We start from the raw sequence: 23,718 nt of genomic DNA, 5'->3' as shown, positions 1-23,718 counted from the left end.
CCCGCCATCCTTACTCGTATGTATTCGTTTACCACTTCTTACCGCGTCGCGCTGCTGGGCCTGGGCCTCAGCGGCAGCCTGCTGCTCTCGGCGTGCAACGACCGGCTTAATATTGCGCCCGAAGCCCACAACAGCGTAACTGACTTCTACAAAACGGAGTCGGATTTCAACCAGGGCGTTATCGGGATTTACAACAAATTCCTGGTCATTCCCGGCGACTCGTACTGGAACCTGTCGTCGCTGCGCAGCGACGATTTCGTGGTGACCGTGGGCCTAAACGTGCAGCGCGACTACGCCGACATTAATGGTTTTTCGGCCACCTCGCAAACCGGGCAGCTCGAAACCACTTGGTCAGACTACTACTCGGCCATCTACCGGGCCAACGTGGTACTGGGCCGCCTGCCCAGCATGTCGTTTGCGCGGGTGCCGCAGTTCACGGCCGAGGCGCGGTTTCTGCGGGCGCTGGCGTACTTCGACCTCGTGCGCTACTGGGGCCCGGTGCCGCTCACGACCACCGAAGTGAATATATCGGAAGCAAAAAGCCTACCCCGCTCGCCCATCACGGACGTGTACCAGGTCATTACTGACGACTTGGCGTTTGCCGCTGCCAACCTGCCCGACGCCTACGCCGCCACCGACAAGGGCCGCGTGACGAAGTGGGCCGCCAAGGCGCTGCTCGGCAAGGTGTACCTCACCATGTATGGCTACCCCCTCAAGCAAGCCGATAAGCTAGCCCTGGCCAAGCAGCAGTTTGCCGATGTGCTGGCTCAGGAGGGCGTGAGCGCCAGCGTGCCAACCCTGGCGCCGAGCTTCAAAACCATGTTTCAGACGGTTAGCGACAACAAGTACTGGCTGTTCGAGGTGCAGTACATTTCGGGCACGGGCGGCCTGGGCGGCTCGGCCGCCTACGACCAGGCGTTTCAGTTTCCCTCGCAGTGGTCGGGCTACCAGCCAGTTGGCATTGATGGAGGCGTGAATCCCAGCCTGCTTGGGGCGGGCTGGCCCAAAATCGACACCCGCAAAGCCGCCACCCTCGACTCGGGCTACGTCGATACCAAAACCAAGGCCACGTCGCCCCGGGTGCAGTACACCAAGTTTTTGGAAAAGGGCACAACGGCCCCCACGGGCACCCGCGACTACCCTAACAACTTCCCCATCATTCGGCTCGAAGATGTGCTGCTGATGCAGGCCGAAGTGCTGAACGAGGAAGTAGCAACCGGGGCCACGGCCCCCGCCCCCGCCCTCACGTACCTGAACCGCATTCGCACCCGCGCCGGCGTGCCAGCGCTCAAAACCATGACCAAGGAGAACTTTAAGCTGGCCCTAGAGCAGGAGCGCCGTTGGGAGTTTGCTGCCGAGGGCCTGCGCTGGTTTGACCTGGTGCGCACTGGCCGCGCCCTCACCGTGATGAACCAGTTTATCAAAGACAACGCCGTGCGCCACCCTACCCCCCTCGACGAGCACGACCTGCTGTTCCCCATTCCGCTGCAGGAAATGCAGATTAACCCTGGCTTCTGGCAGCAGAACGCTGGCTACAACTAGGGCCGGGGCCCTACCCCCCTTACGAGGCTGGCCTACCCAGGGCCAGCCTCTTTTTTGGCTGAAAATTTCTGCCCCACCATGCGTACTGCCTTGCTGCTCCTACCCCTGCTCGTGGGGCTGAGCCTGCTGCCGGCCGCGGCGCGGGCGCAAGCCCCTCCCCCTGCGCCAGCTGGCCACCTTGCCCCCAAGCCCCTCTACCGCGACCCAGTATTTGATGGCGCCGCCGACCCAGTTATTATCTGGAATAAGCGGGCTAAAAAGTGGTGGATGTTTTACACCAACCGCCGCGCCACCGACACCGTCGCCACCGGCGTCACGTGGGTGCACGGCACCCGCATCGGCATTGCCGAATCGGGCGATGGCGCCACCTGGACCTACCGCGATACGGCCAACATCGCTTACCGGCCCCAACCAGGCTATACCTTCTGGGCGCCCGAAGTGGTGGAGTACAAGGGCCAGTACCACATGTTTTTGACCTACGTGCCGGGCACGTTCACCGACTGGAACCACCCGCGCACCATCGTGCACCTTACCAGCCCTGATTTACGCAATTGGCAGTATAAGAGCACCCTACCCCTTGCCACCGATAAAGTCATCGACGCCAGCGTGCTGCGCCTGCCCGATGGCACCTGGCGGCTGTGGTACAACAACGAGCGCGACCACAAGAGTACCTACTACGCCGACAGCCCCGACCTCGCCACTTGGACCGACCACGGCCCCGCCCTGGCCGAGCGCGGCGAAGGCCCGAAAGTCTTCCGCTGGCAAGGCCAGTATTGGCTCATCATTGACCCCTGGAAAGGCCTCGCCGCCTACCACTCTACCGACCTCCTGCACTGGACCGCCCAGCCCGAGCGCCTGCTCGAAGCCCCCGGCAGCGGCCCCGACGACCAAGCCATCGGCGGCCACGCCGATGTGGTGGTGAGCGGCGGTCGCGCCTACCTTTTTTACTTCACCCATCCCGGCCGGCCGAAGGCCAACCCCGCGCCCGCTACCAGTGTAGCTGCCCGCCGCAGCGTCATTCAGGTGGTGGAATTGCACTACGCCAACGGCCAATTAACCTGCGACCGCGATGAGCCCACTTATGTGCAGCTGAAGCCTGGTAAATAACTTATTCCCACTACCTTTTCTCACCGCACCTATGCGCTCGCAGGGCAGCATGTTACGCTTGATTAGCCTACTAGCCCTACCCTTGCTGGGAGTGGCGCAAGTCCCATCCTGCCGACCAGTACAAATTGCGCCCGATCAGACAAAGCGCGACCTGCTTCGGCAATTTATAAACGATTGCCACCGCGAGCACTATTTTTTCGAGGATAAAGGCGTGGTCGAGTTGATTGCCTACCACGATGCGAAAGGCCGGGCGGCGTGGTACCTGAGTGCCCTCATCGACGACCGCTACCGCGATAACCCGCCCGCTGCATACAGCATGCAAGGCAATGATATTGTCTTGGTTTACCAGGGCGACAGCCTAGGCAAGCAAGTCCGCACGCCGACTTTGGATGTGGCGCCCCTTGTCAAGTGCCTCGAGCTCGTTATTGGCCCTGCCGTGTACCAGCGCCCCGCTATCAAGGAGCGTTTTGTGGAAGAAACGATAGGTCAGAAAACAACTAAATACCGCGTGCTTACCGACTCAACCGGCAATTTATACCACGAGCGCCGCATCGTTTTCAATGCCGACGGCACCTATATAGTCTACAATCCAGCGTAAACCTGGCACCGCGCCAATGAGCAGGGCGACTAGCAACTTACTAGCGGCGAGGCACCTGATGGAACAGTCGCATTTTCAATAATTTATGCATACCTCCGGTAGTTTATGAATACCTCCGTTCGCCTCGCGCCCACCGTCTGCATCCTGGCCCTGGGGCTACTCACGGCCAGCCGCCCCCCTACCCCCGGCCGGCAGCTCGAAGCCCTCGACCGCGGCACGGTGGCCGTGGCAGTTGGCAAAGGCAAAACGTTCGTTAGCTGGCGCTTGCTGGCCACCGACGCGCCGGGCCTGGGCTTCGATGTGTACCGGCAGGCGGGTAGCGCGGCGCCCGTCAAGCTTACCCACACGCCCCTGCTTGCCGGCACCAACTACTTCGACGACAGCGCCAAGCCTGGTCCTACCTATACCTATTTTGTGCAGCCCGTAGGCGCGGCCAATGCAGCCGAAACCGCCCGCCCAGTGCACGCCAGCGTCTGGGCGCAGCCCTACCTGCGCGTGCCCCTGCGCCAGCCCGAAGGCGGCACCGTGGGCACCGGCGCCGAAGCCAGCGCCTACACCTACAGCGCCAACGACGCCTCGGTAGCCGACCTCGACGGCGATGGCCAGTACGAAATCATTCTCAAGTGGGACCCGTCTAATTCTAAAGACAACGGCTCGGCGGGCCTCACCGGGCCGGTGCTGCTCGATGCCTACCGGCTCGATGGCGCCCTTTTATGGCGCCTGAATTTGGGCAAAAATATCCGGGCCGGGGCGCACTACACGCAGTTCCTAGCCTATGACTTTGATGGGGATGGCAAAGCCGAAGTAGCGTGTAAAACCGCTGACGGCACCCTCGATGGGACCGGCAAAGCCATTGGCGATGCTCGCAAGGATTACCGCTCGCTCACTACCCCTACCGATGCGCCGGCCGTGCCCAGCCCCCGCGATGCGCGCTACGGCCGCATTTTGGCGGGGCCCGAGTACTTTACGGTATTTGATGGGCGCACCGGCGCGGCGCTGGCTACCGCGCCCTACGTGCCGGGCCGCGACCCGCTCGATGGCTGGGGCGGCATCGGCGGCAATGGCGGCAACGACCACTACGGCAACCGCTGCGACCGCTTCGTGGCGGCCGTGGCTTACCTCGATGGCCACCTGCCCAGCGCCGTGATGTGCCGCGGCTACTACGGCCGCACCGTGCTCGCAGCGTGGGACTGGCGCGGCGGCAAGCTCACGCAGCGCTGGGTTTTCGACTCGAAAGACGACAAAAACCCGTTTTCTGGCATGGGCAACCACAACTTGAGCGTCAACGATGTAGATGCCGATGGTAGGGATGAAATCGTGTACGGCGCCATGGTAGTTGATGACAACGGGCAAGGCCTTTTCACGACTGGCCTACGCCACGGCGACGCGCTGCACGTCAGCGATTTTGACCCCAGCACGCCTAGCCTCGAAGTGTGGGGCGCCCACGAAAACGAGGAGCCCGTGCCCGGCCACGTGGCGGGCCCCGGCGTGGCCCTCTACTCGGCCACCGATGGCAAGATTTTGTGGAGCGGCGACCAGGGCCAGGATGCCGGCCGCGCGATGGCCGCCGACATCGACCCGCGCTACCCCGGCGCCGAGTTGTGGGGCGGGTCGCAAGAAGTAGGCCTGCGCTCCATCAAGGGCGAGCGCATCGGCAACGCGCCCCGCGCCGTGAACTTCGGTCTGTGGTGGGACGGCGACTTGCTGCGCGAACTACTCGATGGCACGCACGTGGATAAGTGGGATTATAAAACAGCCACCACCACGCGCCTGCTCGACGGCAACGCCTTCGCTGCGGCCTCCAACAACGGCACCAAGGCTACCCCCTGCCTCTCGGCCGACCTGCTTGGCGACTGGCGCGAGGAGGTAGTTTGGCGCACCGCCGACAACCAGGCGCTGCTCATTTGCACCACTACCATCCCCACTACCTACCGCCTGCCCACCCTCATGCACGACCCCACTTACCGCCTCGGCGTAGCCCGCGAAAACGTGGGCTACAACCAGCCGCCGCACACCGGCTACTTCCTGGGCGAGGGCATGAAAATGCCAGCAGGACAGCCGGTTAATTGATAGTTAATAGAAAAACCGTCTGTCCTGCTGAGCTGACTGAAGCCTCTCTACCACTTCATCCAAAGAGGCGGCAGAGATGCTTCGGCCAGCTCAGCAGGACGTTCTAAAGCGGGTTTTATCCCAGCGTATTTACTGCACAAAAACCCTACCCTCCTTCCCACCCATGAACCTTCGTTTTCTACTACCAGCCCTGGCATGCGCTGCCCTATGCACCAGCCCCGCCCAGGCCCAAATCGGCCGGCGCTTTCCCAGCGAGCGCCAGGTGGTGCAGGACCCCGTAACGGGCACTCCCCTCACTTTCCTGACCAGCACGCCGGCCGGCGACTCTAAGATTTACCAAACGCATAACCAGTGGACTGCTGACTTGCAGTGGCTCATTTTCCGCTCGGGCCGGGCTAAAAACGAGGCGATGGCGGTGAATGAAAAAACCGGTGAAATCGTGCAGGTGAGCGAGGGTGGCTACGTGGGCATGCTCAACGTGGCTCGCCACGCCATGAAGCTCTACTTTATGCGCAACCCGCCCGGCAGCGCTGCCCCAAACTCAGAATCGAGCGCGAAAGAAGCGGCACCCGCGTCGTTGCAAATCGTGGAGGTAGACCTCGCTAAGGTATTTGCCGATAGCAAGGCCGGTAAAATGAAGCCCGCCAACACTTACCAGCGCGTATGCGGCACCACGCCACCCGCCCTGCAAGCCGGCGGCGACATGGCCCTCGATGGCGACGAAAACTGGGCCTACTTCCGGGTGGGCCGCGACGAGGCCGCCCGCCACCTCCCCCCCGGCACCAAACTGGAGGCCAATTTTGGCCCGCGCAACATGGGCGCCGGCCCGGCTGGCATAGCGGCTATGAATGTGCACACCGGCGCCATCAAGTACGTGGTGTCGGTGCCGTTCCAGATTGGGCACATCCAAACTAACCCCTGGGTACCGGGCGAAGTCGTGTTTTGCTGGGAAACGGGCGGCAAATCGCCCCAGCGCACCTGGACGGTGCTGGCCGATGGCAGCGGCCTGCGCCCCCTCTACCCCGAAGCCGAGACCGAATGGGTGACCCACGAAGCCGTGATTACGAAAGATGAAACGGCCTTCGCCATCATGGGCCACCGCCAAATTCCGTCCTCGACCCAGGCCGTGGCCGCCGGCACGCCCGTGAGCGGGGCTAACCCCGGCCAGGAAGTTGCCTGGGGGCCGTCGGGCACCCGCGAGAAACCCACTGGCCTGGCCATCGTCAACCACCGCACCCGCGAAATGACCATTGTGGGCCAAACGCCCAGCGGCAGTGGCCTGTGGCACGTTAGCGGCTCGCCCGATGGCCGCTGGGCCGTGGGCGACGACTTCGCCCGCAATATCTACCTGATAGATAGGCACACCCGCGAAATGCTATTGCTCTCGACTGGCCACAAAACCACCGCCGCCGACCACCCGCACCCCACTATGAGCCCCGACGGCACGCGCATCGAGATTCAGTCAGCTATGCTTTCGGCCGATGGCAAAAGCATGAACATCTGCATTATTCCCGTGCCGGACGCGTGGCTGAAACGGGTGTATAAGTGAGGCCGGGAAATAGGTTAACCCACCCACGCATTGCGCACCCGCGCGAGCCGCGCTTTACTGCGCTACCACCTCGTAGCGCTTGCCGGCTTTCGTCGGGAACGACGTGAGGTAGTACGTGGTACCGGCCACGGTGGCTGTGGTGCTAGTGGCCTGGGCCTTGCGCACTTGCACCGGCACAGTGGTGCGCAGCACGCACGGCGCGCCGGCCCGCGAGGTAAGGCGCGCCGTGGCTAAGCGGCCGTTTTTCCAGGTCATATCTACCACGAAGCTGCCGCGCGCTACTAGCCCTTGCACCGCGCCCGTAGCCCAGGCCTGGGGTAGGGCGGGCAGCAGGTGCACGTCGGTGAGATGGCTTTGAAGGAGCATCTCGGTGATGCCGGCGGTGGCGCCGAAGTTGCCATCAATCTGGAACGGCGGGTGGGTGTCGAAGAGGTTATTGAGCGTCGAAACCCTGAGCAGCTCCTGGTACATTTTGTAGGCATGGTCGCCGTCGAGCAAGCGGGCCCAGAAGTTGATTTTCCAGGCCTTGCTCCACCCGGTGCCGGCGTCGCCGCGCACCAGCAGCGTTTGGCGGGCGGCGGCCGCCAATGCTGGGGTAGTAAGCGGCGAAAGCTGGCGCCCCGGATGCAGCCCAAATAGGTGCGATACGTGCCGGTGCTGCGGGTCTACATCGGCAAAATCGCCGTACCACTCCTGCAAATTGCCCTGCTGGCCGATGTGCAGCGGGTAGAGCCGCGCCCGCGCGCTGCGCACCCGCGCCGCAAACGCCGCATCAATTCCCAGCACCGAATCGGCCTCCAACACATTGGTAAAGAGGTCGTGGACAATCGACATATCCATGGTCGAGGCAATGGTCACGACCTCTTGGCTGCCGTTGGGCAGCAGGTAGCTGTTTTCGGGCGAGGTGGAAGGGGCGGTTACGAGGTAGCCGTCGTGCTCCACCAGCCAGTCGAGGCAAAACTCGGCTGCGCCGCGCAGAAGGGGGTAGGCGGTTTGGCGCAGGTATTCTTTATCCTGCGTGAAGCGGTAATGCTCGAATAAATGCTGCGCCAGCCAGGGGCTACCCAGGCTCCAATTGGCCCACTTAGGGTCGCCTACCCCCTCGCCCACCGGGTTGCTCTGCGCCCAAATGTCGGAGTTGTGGTGCACGGCCCAGCCGGCGGCGTGGTAGTAGTTGCGGGCCGTGGCGGTGCCGGTGGCAGCCAGGTGCTGAATCTGGGTACGCAGGGGCTCTTGCAGCTCAGCCAGGTTCGCCACCTCGGCCGGCCAGTAGTTCATCTGGAGGTTGATGTTGGTGGTGTAGTTGCTGCGCCACGGCGGCTGAACAAGCTGATTCCAAATTCCTTGCAAGTTAGCGGCGGTACCGCCCGGCCGCGAGCTGCTGATGAGCAAGTAGCGCCCAAAATCGAAGTACAATTCCTCCAGCGCCGGGTCGGGCTGGCCGGCTTTGTAGCGTTTTAGGCGCTCATCGGTGGGCAGGCTGGGGGGCGCGTCGTTGGCCAGCGAAAATTTCACCCGGTTGAAATACCCTTGATAATCGGCCACGTGGCGCGCCCGTAGCTGCGCAAAGCGGCGGCGCTCGGCACTGGCCAGCCAGCGGGTAGCTTCCTTGGTTTCGTCCTTCCCGTCTTTATCCGGGCACTTATCGAAGCCGTTGAAGCTGGTAGCGCCCGCTACCAGCAGCAGTGCCTCGCTGGCACCAGCCACGTGCAAAATACTGTCGGCCGTAACCGTGCCGTCGGTACGCGCCACCTTCAGCCGAATCTGGTAGCGCATGCCGTTGCAGTGCAGGCTATCTTGGTATACCACAGGCCGGGGCGTCCGGCGCTCGTCGGCGCCGATGCGTGCTTTGCCACGTAGCACCAGCTCGTTTTTGCCCGCCACCGCCCGCGTAAACGCCAGTTGGTTGCGCAGCGACAAACTAAAATTCAGCGCCTTTTTTTTGCTGGCCGTGAGGCGAATAATTACCACTTGGTCGGGCGCCGTTACGAACACCTCACGGGTGTACGTGACGCCGCCAACGGTAAAGCGCGTAGTAGCAGTGGCGGTACGAAGGTTTAGGTCGCGGTAATAATTACTAACTGCGCCGGCTAGCGGCTGGCGCAGCAGCAAATCGCCCAGCGGTTGGTAAGCATTGGTATTGGGGCCCTGCATCTTGTGCATTAGCTTCACGGCCGCGCCGTTGTCGCCGGCAAAAAGCAAGCGGCGCACTTCGGGCAGGTAAGTTGGCGCGGCAGGATTAGGATTCAGGTTGGCGGGGCCGCCCGTCCACAAGGTGCTTTCGTTCAACTGCATCAGCTCCTCCCCGGGCCGGCCAAAGAGCATAGCCCCGAGTCGGCCGTTGCCGAGGGGTAGGGCTTCGTTCCAGTCTTTAGCGGGTTGGGTGTACCGCAGCACTGGCTCGGCAGGGCGCTGCGCTAGGGCGGGCCGGCCAAGACTAAAGACCAAGCACACAATGTATAAAGGATTTCTTCCCATTGATTTGCTTGATTTACTACAGTAGGCCGTCATGCTGAACGAGGTGAAGTATCTCGCTTGTGCCATTGGGTTACTAAGCCAACGATTCGAGCGAGATACTTCACTTCGTTCAGCATGACGGCCTACTTTTCCGGTCAAATTACTCCATCGTTCCCCCTAATTCCCGTCGGGCTTGGTTACGGCGCTGCGGGGGCTGTCGGGCCAGCGCCATTGGGCTAGCGCGTCGGGCTTGGTGGGGCTGAATGCCGCCACGTCGGGCCGCAGAAACTTCACCAGGCCAAGCTGGGCGGTTTTCATACCCTCGACCACGCAGCGAGCTACTTCGTAGGCGCCGTAGGGGTTGAAGTGTGTGTTATCAGCCAAGGCTTGGGTTTGGCCGGGGTAGGTATTGGCGGGGTAATGCACAAAAATTTTCTTCGTCTCTTCGTCGCCAATAGTTTCGTACAAACTAGTAGTCAGCGCATTGAGGTCAATCAAGGGCACATTTTCCTGCTGGGCTACTTGGCGCACGGCGGCCGGAAAATCGCCCAGGCTGTTCTCAATCTTGCCGCCAGCTCCGAAAGAGCGCCGGCTAGTCGAAGTTACCAAAACCGGGATGCCGCCTTTTTTGCGGGCCTCGCTCACGAAGAGCTTTAGCCGCTCGGTGTAAGCCAGGTAGGGGCCGTCGTTGGGGCCCTTCTCCTTTTGGTCGTTGTGGCCAAACTCGATGAATAAGTAATCGCCGGGCTTCATCACGCTCAGCACTTTATCTAAGCGGTGCGAGCTCAGGAAGCTACTCAGGCTCAGGCCCGATTCGGCGTGGTTGGCCACCGCCACGCCGGGCAAAAAGAAGCGCGGCAGCATCTGGCCCCAGGCCGCCCAGGGCTCGTCGTCTTGGTCAACCACGGTAGAGTTGCCGGCCAGGAAAACTGTGGTAGCGGTGGGCGCGGGCGTTATTTCCAGAGCCACCAAAGCCGTGAGGGCGCCATCAAATTCGAGGGTCAGGCGGTCGTCCCAATCCAGCTTAGTTAGCTCGCGGGGTTTGAGACTGACTTCGCCGCCATTGGCAATGCGGCGGTTTTTGACGTTGATAGTCCAGGTTTGGGTGAGAAACTGGCCGGGCTTGGTAGCGGCAGTTTCGAGTAGCAGCCGCCGCGACTCGGCTTTGATGAAATTGGTAGAAGCACCTTTTAAATCGCCGAGCGTAACGGTCACATTATAATTGCCTTCCGGCACGGCCACCGAAAAATAAAACGGCTGCTGACTGGTCACGAAGTCGCTTTTGAGCGCATCCTTACCCCCCCGGTCCACGCCCGCCACGGTGGTGCCAAAATCGAAGCCGAAGCCAGCTTCCTTCGAGTACACAGCCGTGGGCAATACCTGCCGGTAGCCAGCGGCCGCTCGGCCGGGCCCGAAGTCAAATTTGAACGTGGGCGCGGCGGGCTGGGCCACGGCCGTAGCCGCCCAACCCAGCAGCACCGCCGCGGGCAAGAAGTTGGTTTTCATAGCGAAAAATGGCGGCGGCTACTGGCTAACGGGCCGCAAATATTTATTTAGGGCCAGCTTCTTATCCGCCCGAATGCCCTCGACTACCGACTCGGCATTGACTTGCGCGCCAGCAGCATTGGTATGGGTATGGTCGCCGGGAAAGAACTTCTTAACTTCATCAGGCCCCAGCTTATCGTACTTGCGGGCCGTCAATTCATTGAGATTGACAAACGCTACCCCCTCTTGCTGCGCTACCTCGGCGGCCCACTTGCCAAAGTCCTGGTCAGCACGGATGGTTTTGCCGTCCTTCCACTCGTTGCGCGGAATCATGGAGCACACCACCGGCGTCGCGCCTTTAGCCTTGGCTTCGCGAATAAATTTGCGGAGATAGGCGCCGTAGGTCTGCACCGTTTCGGGGTGGCCGTCGGGCCACACCAGGGCCTTAGTTTCGGGGCCGGTACCGCGCAGCACGCCGCGGCGGCCGGCCTTGGTGGTGTCGGGCGGGCTGCCCTCGTTGTGCCCAAACTGCATAATCAGGAAGTCACCGGGCCGGATGGCAGCAATGGTTTTGTCCCAGCGGCCTTCCGAAATAAAGGTGCGGGTGCTGCGGCCGGCCATCGCATTGTTCACAATGTGCAGCCGTGTGGTGTCGAAATAAGCGGGTAGGGCCGTGCCCCAGCCCTGCTGCCCTACCCCCGTGTTGCGCACCGTCGAGTCGCCGATGATGAAAAGCGTGGGGGTAGGCGTCGGCTTTGGCAAGAAGGCGCTGAGGGCCAGCAGGAATGCCAGCGCTAGCAGGCGGCGAGAAGTAGGCATCATACTACAAATGAGAGTTTTAGTATACCCGCTGTGGGTGCCTCCTAAGGGTTTCGTGAGGCGCCGGGGGTAGGGCACCTACTCCGATGCGACTGCCCGCGTTGGCTGCGCCGCCTTGGCCGTTGGCTCCTTTTCCGAGCCCAGGTAGTTGCCGTAGCCCACGATAACCGTCGAGAGGATGACGGCCAGAATACCCACTGATACCGTGCGCATAGTGAGGCGGTTGGCGCCGCGCCACTCGTGCAAATACAACCCCCAAAAGCTGCTAAAGGCAATGATGAAGGCCATGTGCAGCGTCCAGCCCGAGAAGCGGTAAGCACCCATTTGGCTGTCGCCCATGCCGTAGAAGAAGAACTGCAAGTACCACGTAAAGCCCGCCATGGCGCAAAAAATAACGTTGCGCAGCGCCGGCATGGTGGGGTTTAGGTAGTCGGTGTAGGTCTTATTTTTGATGTTGAGGTAGATGCACCACGCGGCGTTGGTGGTGAGGCCGCCGAGCAGAATAACAACCAGAATGGCGTTGTTCATGAATAGCTCCGGCGTGCCCGAAGCCTTGGCCAGCTCGGCAATGGGCTGGCCCGCGGTGAGGCCAAACGACATGCAGGCGCTCATGATGCCCGAAAACACGGCCACCATCACGCCCTTACGCAAGTCAAACTCGGCGATGGTTTCCTTCTTCTGGTCGCTGGTCAGGGACTTTTCCTTCATGATGCCGGCCAGCCCGCAAATGAGAATCCCCATCACGCAGACTACCAAGCCCATGAGTATCATTTGGCCCGAGGCCGAGTGCACCAGCGCCGGAAACGTGCCCAGGTACAGCGGCGGCACGATGGTGCCAAACACGGCGCATAAACCCAGCGTCACAGCCATGCCCAGGCTCAGGCCTAGGTAGCGCATGGCCAGGCCAAACGTGAGGCCGCCGAAGCCCCACAGCACGCCCCACATGTAAGTCCAGAGCAGCGTCGAGGCCGAGGCTTGCTTGAGCACGCCCACCAAATTGTGCACCGTGAGCGAGCCCATTATCCAGGGCGCAAATACCCAGGAGATAATACCGCCCACGAGCCAGTAGCTTTCCCAGGACCAGCCCTTTACTTTTTTATAAGGCAAATAGAAGCTGCCCGAGGCGAAGCCCCCGAGTGCGTGCAAAATGACTCCCCAGATGACGGCCATAGTACGGATGGGTGGGATAAGTAAGCGTAAGTAAGTTAGGCAAAGCTGCGCCCCTACCCCACCTAAACCCTCCTGTGCTCTCCTGATAAAGATGAGCGGCTAAAAAAAGGCGGCTGACCGACTATTTTTTTAGGTGCAAGCAGGAGAGTGCAGGAGGTTGGAGGGGGTAGAGCCCGGGAATTTTGTGAGCAAATAACGAAGGCCAGTTTGCTCTCTTCACCCCAGACCTACTCTATGCATCCCACACTCACCTTTCAGCACGTCAGCTACCTCTGGGACGAAGCGAAAGCCGCCGAACTAGCCGGCGATGAAGTAGCCTTGTTCCTGTACCGCTCCAATTTGCTCGGCGCCGACCTACGCCTGACCAACTACGCCGGGGGCAACACGTCGGTTAAGATTCAGGCTACTGACCCCGTGAGTGGCCAGCCCGCCGAGGTGATGTGGGTAAAAGGCTCGGGCGGCGACATTGGCACGCTTACCAAGGCCGGCTGCGCCAACCTTTACGTCGAGAAGCTCCACCAGTTGAAGGCTCGCTACCGCGGCCTCGAGCACGAAGATGAAATGGTGGGTTTGTTTGAGTACTGCCTCTTCGACCCCAAGTGCGCTACCCCCTCCATTGATACGCCGCTCCACGGCCTGCTGCCCTTCAAGCACATCGACCACCTGCACCCCGATGCCCTCATTGCCATTGCGGCCAGCAAGGACGGCGAGCGCATCATGCACGAGATTTGGGGCGATACCATGGGTTGGCTGCCTTGGCAGAAGCCGGGCTTCGACCTAGGCTTGCAGCTCGAAAAAATTGTGGCCGATAACCCCGGCTTGCGCGGCGTTATTCTCGGTGGGCACGGCCTCTTTACGTGGGGCAACACCAGCTACGAGTCGTATATGAATACGCTCGAAGTCATTGAGCAAGCCGCTACCTACCTCGAAGCTAACTACGGCAAAACCCGCCCCGTTTTTGGCGGCGTGAAGCTCGAAAACGGCCCCGATGCCGCCGGCCGACGCCAGCAGGCCGCCGCCGTGATGCCCGTGCTGCGTGGCCTGGCCAGCAGCCAGCGCCGCATGCTGGGCCACTACACCGACGACGCCCGCGTGCTCGAATTCGTGAATTCGCACGACTTGGCGCGCTTGGCGGCCAAGGGCACCAGCTGCCCCGACCACTTCCTGCGCACCAAAATCCGGCCGCTCGTGCTCGACCCCGAGACGATGAAAGGCGACGCCGCCAGCGTAAAAACGTACCTCGAAGCGCAATTCGCAGCCTACCGCGAGGCCTATAAAGCCTACTACGAGCGCAGCAAGCACCCCAACTCGCCCGCCGTGCGCGACGCCAACCCGGTCATCATCCTCTGGCCGGGGGTAGGGATGTTCTCGTTCTCGAAAGACAAGCAAACTGCCCGCGTGGCCGCCGAGTTCTACACCAACGCCATCAACGTGATGCGCGGTGCCGAGGCCGTGAGCGAGTACCAGGGCCTGGCCGAGCAGGAAGCCTTCAACATTGAGTACTGGTTGCTCGAAGAAGCCAAACTGCAGCGCATGCCCAAGCCCAAGTCGCTGTCGGGTCAGATTGCCTACGTTACGGGCGGCACCGGCGGCATCGGCCTGGCCATCTGCGAGTTGCTACTGCAAAATGGCGCCTGCGTGGTGGCTACCGACCGCGACCGCCTTGACGAAACCCAAACCGCGCTGCGCAAGAAGTACGGCAAGGATAGCGCCCTCACCGCGCCCATCGACGTGCTCGACGCCGAGGCCATTGCCGAGTCGCTGCGCCAAACGGTGCTGCAATTTGGGGGGGTAGACATTGTGGTGAACTGCGCCGGCCTCAGCATCTCGAAGCCGCTGGCTGAGACGACGCAAGCCGACTGGGACATCCTCAACGACGTGCTCGTGAAGGGCCAGTTCTTGGTGAGCCAGCAGGCCGTGGCCATCCAGCGCCAGCAAGGTCTGGGCGGCGACATCATCAACATTGCCAGCAAAAACGGCCTCGTGGCCGGCCCCAACAACGTGGCCTACGGCACGGCCAAAGCGGCGCAGCTGCACATGAGCCGCCTGCTGGCCGCCGAGCTCGGCGCCGACAAAATCCGCGTTAATACCGTGAACCCCGATGCCGTGCTGCGCGGCTCCAAAATCTGGGAGGGCGACTGGGCCGCGGGCCGCGCCAAGGCCTACGGCATCTCGGTCGAGGACCTGCCCCAGCACTACGCCAAGCGCACGCTGCTGGGCGAGGAAGTGCTGGCCGAGGACATCGCCAAGGCCGTGCTCGTGTTTGTGGATGGCTCCCTGAGCAAGAGCACCGGCAACGTGCTCAACGTGGACGGCGGCGTGGCCATGGCCTTCGTGCGCTAGGCGGGGGGTAGCCTTTCCATTGATACAACCAAAAGAACGTCATGCGGAGCCTGCCGAAGCCTCTCTACCGCTTCACCCAACGAGGCGGTAGAGAGGCTTCGGCAAGCTCCGCATGACGTTTTCTTTGAATAGGCAGGACGCTGCCGGGCATTTTCACCGGCTCTCAGTAGCTTTGGTGTCCTACCCACCTTTCTGCATTTCGCCGCTATGTATAAGCCTCAGCTCAAACCCCTGGATAAAACTCCGAAGTACAAGCAGATTGTGCAGTCGGTAATTATGGATATTGAGCGCGGAGTGCTAAAAAACGGCGACCAGCTCCCGAGTATCAGCGAGCTGAGCATTGAGCACTACCTAGCCCGCGACACCGTGGAAAAAGCCTACCGCGAGCTGCGCGAGCGAGGGTTCATCACGTCGGTGCAGGGCAAAGGCTACTACGTGCAGGCCAATGACTCCAAAAAGTTGAAAATCCTCATGATTTTCAATAAGTTAAGCTCGTATAAAAAAGAGATTTACTACGCTTTTCTGGAAGCGTTGGGCGACCAGGCCACCGTCGACCTCCAAATTCATCACTATAATGTGAACCTGTTTCAGGAGATTATCGAGAAGAACCTGGGCAAGTACAACTACTACGTGGTGATGCCGCACTTCACCCTCGACACGGATAAGGCGCTGTACCGCAGTATCCTGAATACCATTCCGCCGCACGAGTTGGTACTGCTCGACCGCGACCTGCCCGAGTTGAAGCAAGAGTGCCTGCGCGTGTTTCAGGACTTCGACAAGGATATTTTCAACGCCCTCGTCAATACCCAAGATTTGCTGGCCAAATACCAGCGGCTGGTGCTCATCCTACCCTCCGACGCCAACCACCCCGAGGAGCTACCCTGGGGCTTTCGCTCGTTTTGCCTAAGCCGCGACAAAGATTTTGCGGTAGTCGAAAACGCTAAAAACGAAGTGCTGGTCGAAGGCACGGCTTACGTCGTCATTCGCGAAACCGACTTGGTGGAGTTGGTCAAGAAAATTCGCCAGACGAGCTTTCTGCTGGGGCGCGAAATCGGCATTATCTCCTTCAACGAAACGCCCCTAAAGGAGCTGCTCAACATGACGGTGATTACCACCGACTTTGTGGCCATGGGCCGCACCGCCGCTACCCTCCTGCTGGAGAAGAAGCGCGTGAAAGTGAACAACCCGTTTTATACCATCCGGCGCGGCTCGCTGTAAAGTAACTCAGGCAAGTAAGAGCACCTGGCGGCAGGATTCTTCTAATCGGCCCTCATACAGGAGAGTTCAGAACAGTTCGAGCGCGGCGGGCCGGGTAATTTGCTACTCCTATAAAACAGTACATTTCCCACCCTACCACCATGCTGTCCGAAGACCAACTTCTCGACCTCAACCAGCCGCTGCTAGCCGAGCACAACCTGCAATTTGACTACCTGGCCGACCTGCTGGCGCGCCGCGGGCAGGATGCGCACAACATTGTGCTGCAACTGGTGGAGTTCCAGGTGGCCATTCCGAGCTGGGCGCTGGGCACGGGCGGCACGCGCTTTGGCCGCTTTCCGGCGGGCGGCGAGCCACGCTCGCTCGAAGAGAAAATTACCGACGTGGGCATTTTGAACCAACTCAACGGTTCGTCGAACTCCATTTCGCTGCACATTCCGTGGGATATTCCGCAGGACGTGCCAGCCCTGCACCAGCTGCTGCAAGCGCAGGGGTTGTCGATTGATTCGATGAACTCGAATACTTTTCAGGACCAGAAGGACCAAGCACATTCGTACAAGTTTGGCTCCTTGAGCCACACCGACCGGGCAGTGCGCGAGCTAGCCATTCAGCACAACATTGATTGCATTAAGTACGGTACGCAACTCGGGGCCAAGGTGCACACCGTGTGGCTAGCCGACGGCTCTAACTTTCCGGGCCAGAGCCACTTGCGCAGCGCTTACCTGCGCACGCAAGAAAGCTTGGCTGCCATTTACGAGGCCCTTCCCTCCGACTGGACGATGCTCATCGAGTACAAGCCCTACGAGCCGCATTTCTACTCGATGGTTATTCCCGACTGGGGCACTTCGTACACGCTTTGCCAGAGCTTGGGGCAGCAGGCCCAGGTGCTGGTAGACTTGGGCCACCACCTGCCCAACACCAACATTGAGCAGATTGTGGGCCGCTTGCGCCAGCTGGGCCGCCTGGGTGGTTTCCACTTCAATGGCTCGGGCTACGGCGACGACGACCTGACCACGGGTAGCGCCAAGCCGTTTCAGCTCTTTTTAATTTTCAACGAGCTAGTAGACGCCAACCAAGACACCAGCCTGGCCGCCGCTACTGTGGCTTACATGATTGACGCCAGCCACAATACCAAAGACCCGCTCGAAGACCTGCTGCAATCGGTGGATAACATCTTGGGGGCCTACGCCAAAGCCTTGCTAGTGGACCGCGCCGCCCTGCGCGAGGCCCAGCAGGCCAACGACGTGGTGCGCGCCGAGGAAATCATGCGCGACGCCTTCCTCACCGACGTGCGGCCGCTGGTGGCCGAAGCCTACCGCCAAAGCGGCGGTGCGCTGCGCCCGGTAGCCGCCTACCGCGCCGCGGGCATTCGCGGGCAGCTCATCGAGCAGCGCGGCAAATTCAGCTTGTCAACGGGTCTGTAAGCTATGGCAGCGAAGCAATCGATTTACGCCGTTTTCGACATCGGCAAGACCAACAAGAAGCTGATTCTCTTCAACGAAGACCGGCAGATTATCGACGAGATTCTGCACGTCTGCACCGATGTGCTGGATGATGACGGCTTCCCCTGCGACCACTTGCCCCGCCTCACACAATGGATGCAGGACCACTGGCACCAGCTGCGCCACCACCCGCACTACACCGTAAAAGGGGTGAATTTCACGGCCTACGGGGCTAGCTTCGTGCACCTCGGCGCCGACGGTGAGCCGGTGCTACCCCTCTACAATTACCTGAAGCCGATACCGGCCGACATCACCGCCAAGTTCTACGCCGAGCTGGCCGAATCGCCCGCCGATTTTACGGCTGCCACCTGCTCGCCGCAGTTGGGTATGCTCAACTCGGGCCTGCAACTGTACTGGCTGAAGTATACTAAGCCCGAGCTCTACGCCCGCATTCACACCTCGCTGCACTTACCGCAGTATTTGTCTTATTTGCTTACGGGCGAGAAGTTTAGCGACTATACTTCGGTGGGCTGCCACACGGCCCTCTGGGATTTTGAGCACGACCAGTACCACGACTGGGTACACCGCGAGGGCCTCGATGAGAAGCTAGCGCCCCTCACCAAAGACTCGATTGCCTCGGTGGTCGATGGCATTATGGTGGGGGTAGGGCTGCACGACAGCTCGGCCGCCGTGATGCCGTATTTGCTGGAAGTGGACGAGCCGTTTATGCTCATCTCGACGGGTACGTGGTGGGTGACGATTAATCCGTTTAACAGCCAGCCGCTCACGCCCGAGCTGCTGCGGCGCGACGTAGTGAGTTTTCTCACGCCGCGCGGCCAGCCCATGCGGGCGTCGCGGGCGTTTCTGGGCCGCGAGCACGACTACCAAGTCGAGCGCATCGCGCAGCACTTCCACGTGAAACCCGATTTCTACCGCTCTATCGTGCTGGCTCGCCCCTACGATGAGACGACGACGACCTTTCTACCCGCCTGCTTGGCGGGTGGCGGCCCCCTCCCCGACCAGCCCGAGGGCGAGTGGGACCTGACCGGTTTCCGCACCGCTAATGATGCGTACCAGCACCTCATCCACGGCCTCATCAACCTGCTGCTAGAGTCGATGCGCCTGGTATGGCAGGGCGAAAAAATCATCTACGTCGACGGTGGATTTGCGCGCAACCCACTGTTTATGCAAACGTTGAGCTGGAACTGCCCCAAAGCGGAAATTCGTACCCTGGAGGTGCCGCAGGCCACCGCGCTCGGCGCCCTGGTGCACCTAGAGCAGGGCGAAGCGTGGAAGAAAACGCAGCTGCTGTTTAGCTAGGCCCGTAACTATTGCCCTCCGTGGGGCGCCTCCCCCCTACCCCTCTCCGAAGAGGAAAGGGGTAGGGGGGAGGCGCCCGTATGCGCCCGCCCGCATCTACCCTATCTATTCCTATGAAAGTTGCCCTATTCGTTCCCTGCTACGTTGACCAATTTTATCCGCAGGTCGGCATTGCAACTCTCCAATTACTCGAAAAGCTGGGCGTCAAAGCCGCCTACCCCCCCGGCCAAACGTGCTGTGGCCAGCCGCTAGCCAACAGCGGCTGCGAGCGCGATGCGCTGCCCATCTACCGTCACTTTGTGCAAACCTTCAAGGACTTTGACTACGTAGTGGTGCCCTCGGGCAGCTGCGTGTACCACGTGCGCAAGCATTTCGATAAGCTGGAGCAAACGCCTGAGGTGCAGCGCGTGCGCACCACTACGTTTGACTTGATTGACTTTATCACCGAAGTGCTGCAAGTGAAGGAAATGCCGGGCGCTTTTCCCCACAAAGTAGGCCTGCACCTGAGCTGCCACGGCCAGCGCGGCCTGCACCAAGCCAACGAATCGGAGATGACGCCGGTGCGCGACGGCCAGCTGCGCCGCCTGCTCACCTCCCTCGACGGCCTGGAGCTGACCGAACTCGACCGCAACGATGAGTGCTGCGGCTTCGGGGGCGCGTTTTGCGTGAGCGAGGCGGCCATTTCGGGCCGCATGGGCCACGACCGCGCCCACGACCACCTGCGCAACGGTACCCAGGTGCTGACCGGCGGCGATATGTCGTGCCTCATGCACCTGGAGGGCATTGTGCGCCGCCAAAAATTACCCATTCGCGTGCTGCACGCGGCCGAAATCCTCAACGGCGCTACGCTTTAGCTATGAGCTACCTTACCCACGCCAGCCGCGCCGAGGCGTTTAACCTCGACCACGAGCGCACCAGCTGGCACGACGAAACCCTGTGGTTTGTGCGCCAAAAGCGCGACAAGGCCGTGTACGCCGTGCCCGAGTTTCAGGAGCTGCGTTCGTTGGCTTCGGCCATTAAGGAGCACACGCTCAGCCGGCTCGACCATTATTTGGCGCAGTTTGAGGCCGCCGCGCTGGCCAATGGCGTGCAAGTGCACTGGGCAGCCGACGCTGCCGAGCACAACGCCATTGTGCTCGACATTGTGCGGAAGCGCGGGGCCACTAAAGTGGTCAAAAGCAAGTCGATGCTGACCGAGGAATGTCACCTCAACCCTTACCTCATCAGCCACGGCATCGACGTGATTGATACGGACTTGGGCGAGCGTATTATTCAGCTGCGCGACGAGCCGCCGAGCCATTTGGTGCTGCCCGCCATCCACCTCAAAAAGGAGGACGTGGGCGACACGTTCCACCAGCACTTGGGTACCGAAAAGGGCCTCACCGACCCGCAGCAGCTTACGGAGGCAGCGCGCCAGCACTTGCGCGCTAAGTTTTTGGCGGGCGAAGTGGCGCTCACGGGCGTCAACTTTGCCATTGCCGAAACGGGCTCGGTGGTGGTGTGCACCAACGAGGGCAACGCCGACTTGGGCGTGAGTTTGGCGCCGGTGCACGTGGCCAGCATGGGCATCGAAAAGCTGATTCCGCGCCTCGCCGACCTAGGCGTGTTTACGCGGTTGCTGGCGCGCAGCGCTACGGGCCAGCCCGTTACCACCTACACTTCGCACTACACCCAGCCCGCCGAGGGGAGGGAAATGCACGTTATCATCGTCGATAATGGCCGCACGCAGCAGCTGGGCCGGCCCGATTTTCGGGCTTCGCTCAAGTGCATTCGGTGCGGCGCCTGCATGAACACCTGCCCGGTGTACCGGCGCAGCGGCGGCCACAGCTACGACTTCACGGTGCCGGGGCCCATTGGCTCCATCCTCTCGCCCAACATCGACTTGAAGAAGCACAGCACACTGCCCTTTGCCAGCACGCTTTGCGGCTCGTGCACCGACGTGTGCCCGGTGAAAATCGACATTCACGTGCAGTTGTATAAGTGGCGGCAAATCATTGCCGAAGCCAACCACTTGCCTGCCGCCAAGAAGTGGGGCATGAAGTTTATGGGCCGCCTACTAGCCAGCCCCAACGCCTTCAAAATCAGCGGCAAGCTGGCGCGCACTGGCTTGCGCCTGCTGCCCCACGGCCTCACCCACAACCAAACTGCCAACGCCTGGGCCATCGCCCGCGAGCTGCCCGAGCCACCCAAGCAAAGCTTCCGCGAATGGTATCAGCAGCAAGCCCCCGCATGAGTAGCACCCGCGACCGCATCTTGGCCGCCGCCCGCGCCAACCAGCCCGCCGAAACGCCCCTACCCCCCGTGGCCGACTTCGGCGGCAACGCGTCGCTCGAACGCTTTACGGAAGTGCTGGCCAGCATCGGCGGCACGGTCGTGCGGCTAGCGGCACCTGGCGCGCTAGCTGCCACGGTGCAGCAGCTTTTTCCGGCAGCGCGCTTGGTGGCTTCGCCGCTTTTCAGCGCCTCGCTCGCCATCGACCAGCAGACGCCGGTTGACGTGCTAGCCGACGTGGATTTGGCGGTACTACCCGTCGAGTTTGGGGTGGCCGAAAATGGCGCCGTGTGGTTGCCCGAGGCCAATATGCTGCACCGCGCCCTTCCTACCGTTACCCAGCACTTAGCGTTTGTGCTCGACCACCGCCAGCTTGTGGCCACTATGCACCAAGCCTACGCCCGGCTCCCCAATGGGCCGGGTGGCTACGGCATGTTCGTGGCCGGTCCCTCCAAAACGGCCGACATCGAGCAGTCGCTGGTGATTGGCGCGCACGGCGCGCGCAGCTTGGTGGTGTTGGTGTATTGAGCGACTATAGAAGTAGTTTTTTAAATCAAGAACGTCCTGCTGAGCTTGCCGAAGCATCTTGCCCGCATCATTCAACGAGGCGAGCGACATGCTTCGGCAAGCTCAGCAGGACGTTCTTGTTTGTCTTTCAAAAACGCTTCATTTGGATAGATAGCGCCAACCCCCTACCCCCTACTTCATAGTCATCACGGCGGCCATGGTTTCCAGGCCTTCCCAGAGGTTGCCTAGCCGGATGTTCTCATTTTCAGCGTGCTGGTTGTTGTCATAGTTGGCGATGGGCACGGTGATGGTGGTAGCGCCCAGCACTTGCTTGAACACGTACAGCGGCAGGCTGCCACCCGAGGTGGGCAGGAGCACTACCGGCTGCGCCACCGTCGATTGCACGGCCTGCACCACGCTGCGGGCCAGCGGCAAGTCTAGGGGCGTGCGCTGGGCGTTGTAGCCGGTTTCGGGCGCCACGCGGATGAGGTGGGGGTAGCGCGCCCGCTCGGCATCGGTAGGCTCGGCGTGGGTGACGAAAAAGCCCTGCCGCTCGATGTGGCGCACTACTTTGGCTATCTGGCGCTGGTAGTCATTGCCCAGCACGAGGCGCAAATCGAGTTCCGCCTCGGCTATGGTGGGGATGACGTTGGCCGCCTGCGGGCCCACGTTGGCGCTGCGCATGCCGTTGATATTCAGCGAAGGCTGATTGATTAATTCTACCAGCGACTGCCCCTGGCCGTCGGGCCGCGCAAAACCCAGCTCGCGCCGGATGTCGTCGTCGATGTTGGGCACGCGGTGCAGGGCGTCTTTTTCCGAGGCGGTGAGGGGCACCACGTCGTCGTAGAACCCGGCGACGGTTACGCGGCCGGTGCTGTCCTTCATCGAGCCCAGCAAACGGGCCAGGGCCATTGCCGGGTTGGGCGCCCAGTTGCCGTAGTGGCCACTGTGCAGTGGGCGCTTGGGGCCGTACACGGTGAGGCCTACGTTAACATCGCCGCGAGCGCCGAATACTACCTGCTTGCGCCCCGACTGGTGCACCGGCCCGTCGCAGATAATCCAGAGGTCCGATTGTAGCAGGTCGCGGTGCTGGCCGAGCAGCTCGCCCAGGTGCGGCGAGCCGCCTTCTTCCTCACCTTCGAAGAAAAACTTGAGGTTGACGGTGGGCTTGACACCGCTCTGGGCCAACGCTTGGTAAGCGGCCAGGATGGTCATCACGCCGCCCTTGTCGTCGGAGCTGCCGCGGGCGTAGAGCCGCCACTCGGCGTTGAGCGGCGTGCCCGCCGCGGGTGGGGGTAGCAGCTGGCCCCCGCTGGCTAAGGAGCCGCTGGCCAGCGTTGGCTTAAAGGGACTTAACCCCGGCGCCCACTGCGCGGCGTTCACCGGCTGGCCGTCGTAGTGGGCGTAGAACACGAGGGTGCGCGTGGCGCCGGGCACGCGCACTTCGCCGAACACGGCGGGCGGCACGCCGGGCGTGGTGGCCCCGAGCAGCTGCACGTGCGCGATGCCGCGCTGGCGCATCATGGCCGCAATAGTGGTGGCGGTGCGGCGCAAGCCGGCGCTATCGGCCGCCACACTCGGAATGCTGAGCAACTGCGTGTATTCGGCGAGCAGCTCGTGCTCGTGGCGCTGGCGATACTGGCGCACTTTCTTGAGCACGGCATCGGGCGGCGTGGCGGCAACGAGCAGCGCGGCGGCAATTATTGGCAGCAGGCTGCCCAGCAAATAGCGTTTCTTCATGCCCCCAAGTAAGGGCTAAATGCCTGCACAAGCGACATATGCAGTTGCGGTTGCTCGAAATAAAACCGTTCTGGCGGCCTACC

17 protein-coding genes are annotated in these 23,718 nt (G+C 61.5%); 12 read left to right on the top strand and 5 right to left on the bottom strand.

Annotation, left to right across the window (positions count from 1 at the left end):
* Positions 1-18: 18 nt before the first annotated feature.
* From GO988_RS20340 to GO988_RS20320, 5 genes are all read left to right on the top strand, one after another.
* A complete protein-coding gene (locus tag GO988_RS20340) occupies positions 19-1,542 on the top strand; it encodes a RagB/SusD family nutrient uptake outer membrane protein (RefSeq protein WP_157569059.1) in 1,524 nt (507 codons plus the stop codon).
* 78 nt (positions 1,543-1,620) lie between these two features.
* The gene (locus GO988_RS20335) at positions 1,621-2,649 is read left to right on the top strand and encodes a family 43 glycosylhydrolase (protein WP_157569057.1); all 1,029 of its coding nucleotides are present in this window, start codon (positions 1,621-1,623) and stop codon (positions 2,647-2,649) included.
* Positions 2,650-2,680: 31 nt separating this feature from the next.
* On the top strand, positions 2,681-3,247 hold the full coding sequence (locus GO988_RS20330) for a hypothetical protein (RefSeq protein WP_157569056.1): 567 nt from the start codon (positions 2,681-2,683) through the stop codon (positions 3,245-3,247).
* A 105-nt stretch (positions 3,248-3,352) separates the two neighbouring features.
* Complete coding sequence (locus GO988_RS20325; protein WP_198172941.1) at positions 3,353-5,317, top strand: rhamnogalacturonan lyase; 1,965 nt, start codon at positions 3,353-3,355, stop codon at positions 5,315-5,317.
* A 163-nt stretch (positions 5,318-5,480) separates the two neighbouring features.
* Entirely contained in the window at positions 5,481-6,866 is a 1,386-nt protein-coding gene (locus tag GO988_RS20320) for a TolB-like translocation protein (RefSeq protein ID WP_157569054.1), read from the top strand.
* Positions 6,867-6,920: 54 nt separating this feature from the next.
* Here the strand turns inward: GO988_RS20320 and GO988_RS20315 are convergent, their stop codons facing one another.
* The 4 genes from GO988_RS20315 to rhaT all read right to left on the bottom strand — a co-directional run bounded on the left by GO988_RS20315 (position 6,921) and on the right by rhaT (position 12,797).
* Complete coding sequence (locus GO988_RS20315) at positions 6,921-9,320, bottom strand: glycoside hydrolase family 95 protein (protein WP_394351234.1); 2,400 nt, start codon at positions 9,318-9,320, stop codon at positions 6,921-6,923.
* A 180-nt stretch (positions 9,321-9,500) separates the two neighbouring features.
* Positions 9,501-10,829, bottom strand: a complete 1,329-nt coding sequence (locus tag GO988_RS20310; protein WP_157569050.1) for a rhamnogalacturonan acetylesterase — start codon at positions 10,827-10,829, stop codon at positions 9,501-9,503.
* A gap of 18 nt (positions 10,830-10,847) precedes the next feature.
* The gene (locus GO988_RS20305) at positions 10,848-11,630 is read right to left on the bottom strand and encodes a rhamnogalacturonan acetylesterase (RefSeq protein WP_157569048.1); all 783 of its coding nucleotides are present in this window, start codon (positions 11,628-11,630) and stop codon (positions 10,848-10,850) included.
* 75 nt (positions 11,631-11,705) lie between these two features.
* Positions 11,706-12,797, bottom strand: a complete 1,092-nt coding sequence (rhaT, locus tag GO988_RS20300) for an L-rhamnose/proton symporter RhaT (RefSeq protein ID WP_157569046.1) — start codon at positions 12,795-12,797, stop codon at positions 11,706-11,708.
* A 234-nt stretch (positions 12,798-13,031) separates the two neighbouring features.
* Between rhaT and GO988_RS20295 the strand changes: the two genes are divergently transcribed.
* The 7 genes from GO988_RS20295 (at position 13,032) to GO988_RS20265 (ending at position 21,916) form a co-directional block, all read left to right on the top strand.
* A complete protein-coding gene (locus tag GO988_RS20295) occupies positions 13,032-15,140 on the top strand; it encodes a bifunctional aldolase/short-chain dehydrogenase (protein ID WP_157569044.1) in 2,109 nt (702 codons plus the stop codon).
* 207 nt (positions 15,141-15,347) lie between these two features.
* Positions 15,348-16,358, top strand: a complete 1,011-nt coding sequence (locus tag GO988_RS20290; protein WP_157569042.1) for a GntR family transcriptional regulator — start codon at positions 15,348-15,350, stop codon at positions 16,356-16,358.
* Positions 16,359-16,498: 140 nt separating this feature from the next.
* Positions 16,499-17,779 carry a TIM barrel protein gene (locus GO988_RS20285; RefSeq protein WP_157569040.1) on the top strand — a complete coding sequence of 427 codons (1,281 nt, stop codon included), beginning with the start codon at positions 16,499-16,501 and terminating at the stop codon, positions 17,777-17,779.
* Positions 17,780-17,782: 3 nt separating this feature from the next.
* Positions 17,783-19,117, top strand: coding sequence for an FGGY-family carbohydrate kinase (locus GO988_RS20280; protein ID WP_157569038.1), 1,335 nt, complete (start codon positions 17,783-17,785; stop codon positions 19,115-19,117).
* A gap of 113 nt (positions 19,118-19,230) precedes the next feature.
* Positions 19,231-19,971: a (Fe-S)-binding protein gene (locus tag GO988_RS20275; protein WP_157569036.1), complete on the top strand. Its 741-nt coding sequence runs from the start codon at positions 19,231-19,233 to the stop codon at positions 19,969-19,971.
* A 2-nt stretch (positions 19,972-19,973) separates the two neighbouring features.
* On the top strand, positions 19,974-21,350 hold the full coding sequence (locus GO988_RS20270; protein WP_157569034.1) for a lactate utilization protein B: 1,377 nt from the start codon (positions 19,974-19,976) through the stop codon (positions 21,348-21,350).
* Entirely contained in the window at positions 21,347-21,916 is a 570-nt protein-coding gene (locus GO988_RS20265) for a LutC/YkgG family protein (RefSeq protein ID WP_198172939.1), read from the top strand. The genes GO988_RS20270 and GO988_RS20265 overlap by 4 nt, the downstream gene beginning before the upstream one ends.
* A gap of 171 nt (positions 21,917-22,087) precedes the next feature.
* Here the strand turns inward: GO988_RS20265 and GO988_RS20260 are convergent, their stop codons facing one another.
* Entirely contained in the window at positions 22,088-23,635 is a 1,548-nt protein-coding gene (locus GO988_RS20260; protein WP_157569030.1) for a M20/M25/M40 family metallo-hydrolase, read from the bottom strand.
* Positions 23,636-23,718 lie beyond the last annotated feature (83 nt).

This window comes from Hymenobacter ginkgonis (assembly GCF_009755225.1).
Classification (GTDB): Bacteria; Bacteroidota; Bacteroidia; order Cytophagales; family Hymenobacteraceae; genus Hymenobacter; species Hymenobacter ginkgonis.
This window is presented reverse-complemented; position numbering and strand designations above follow the sequence as displayed.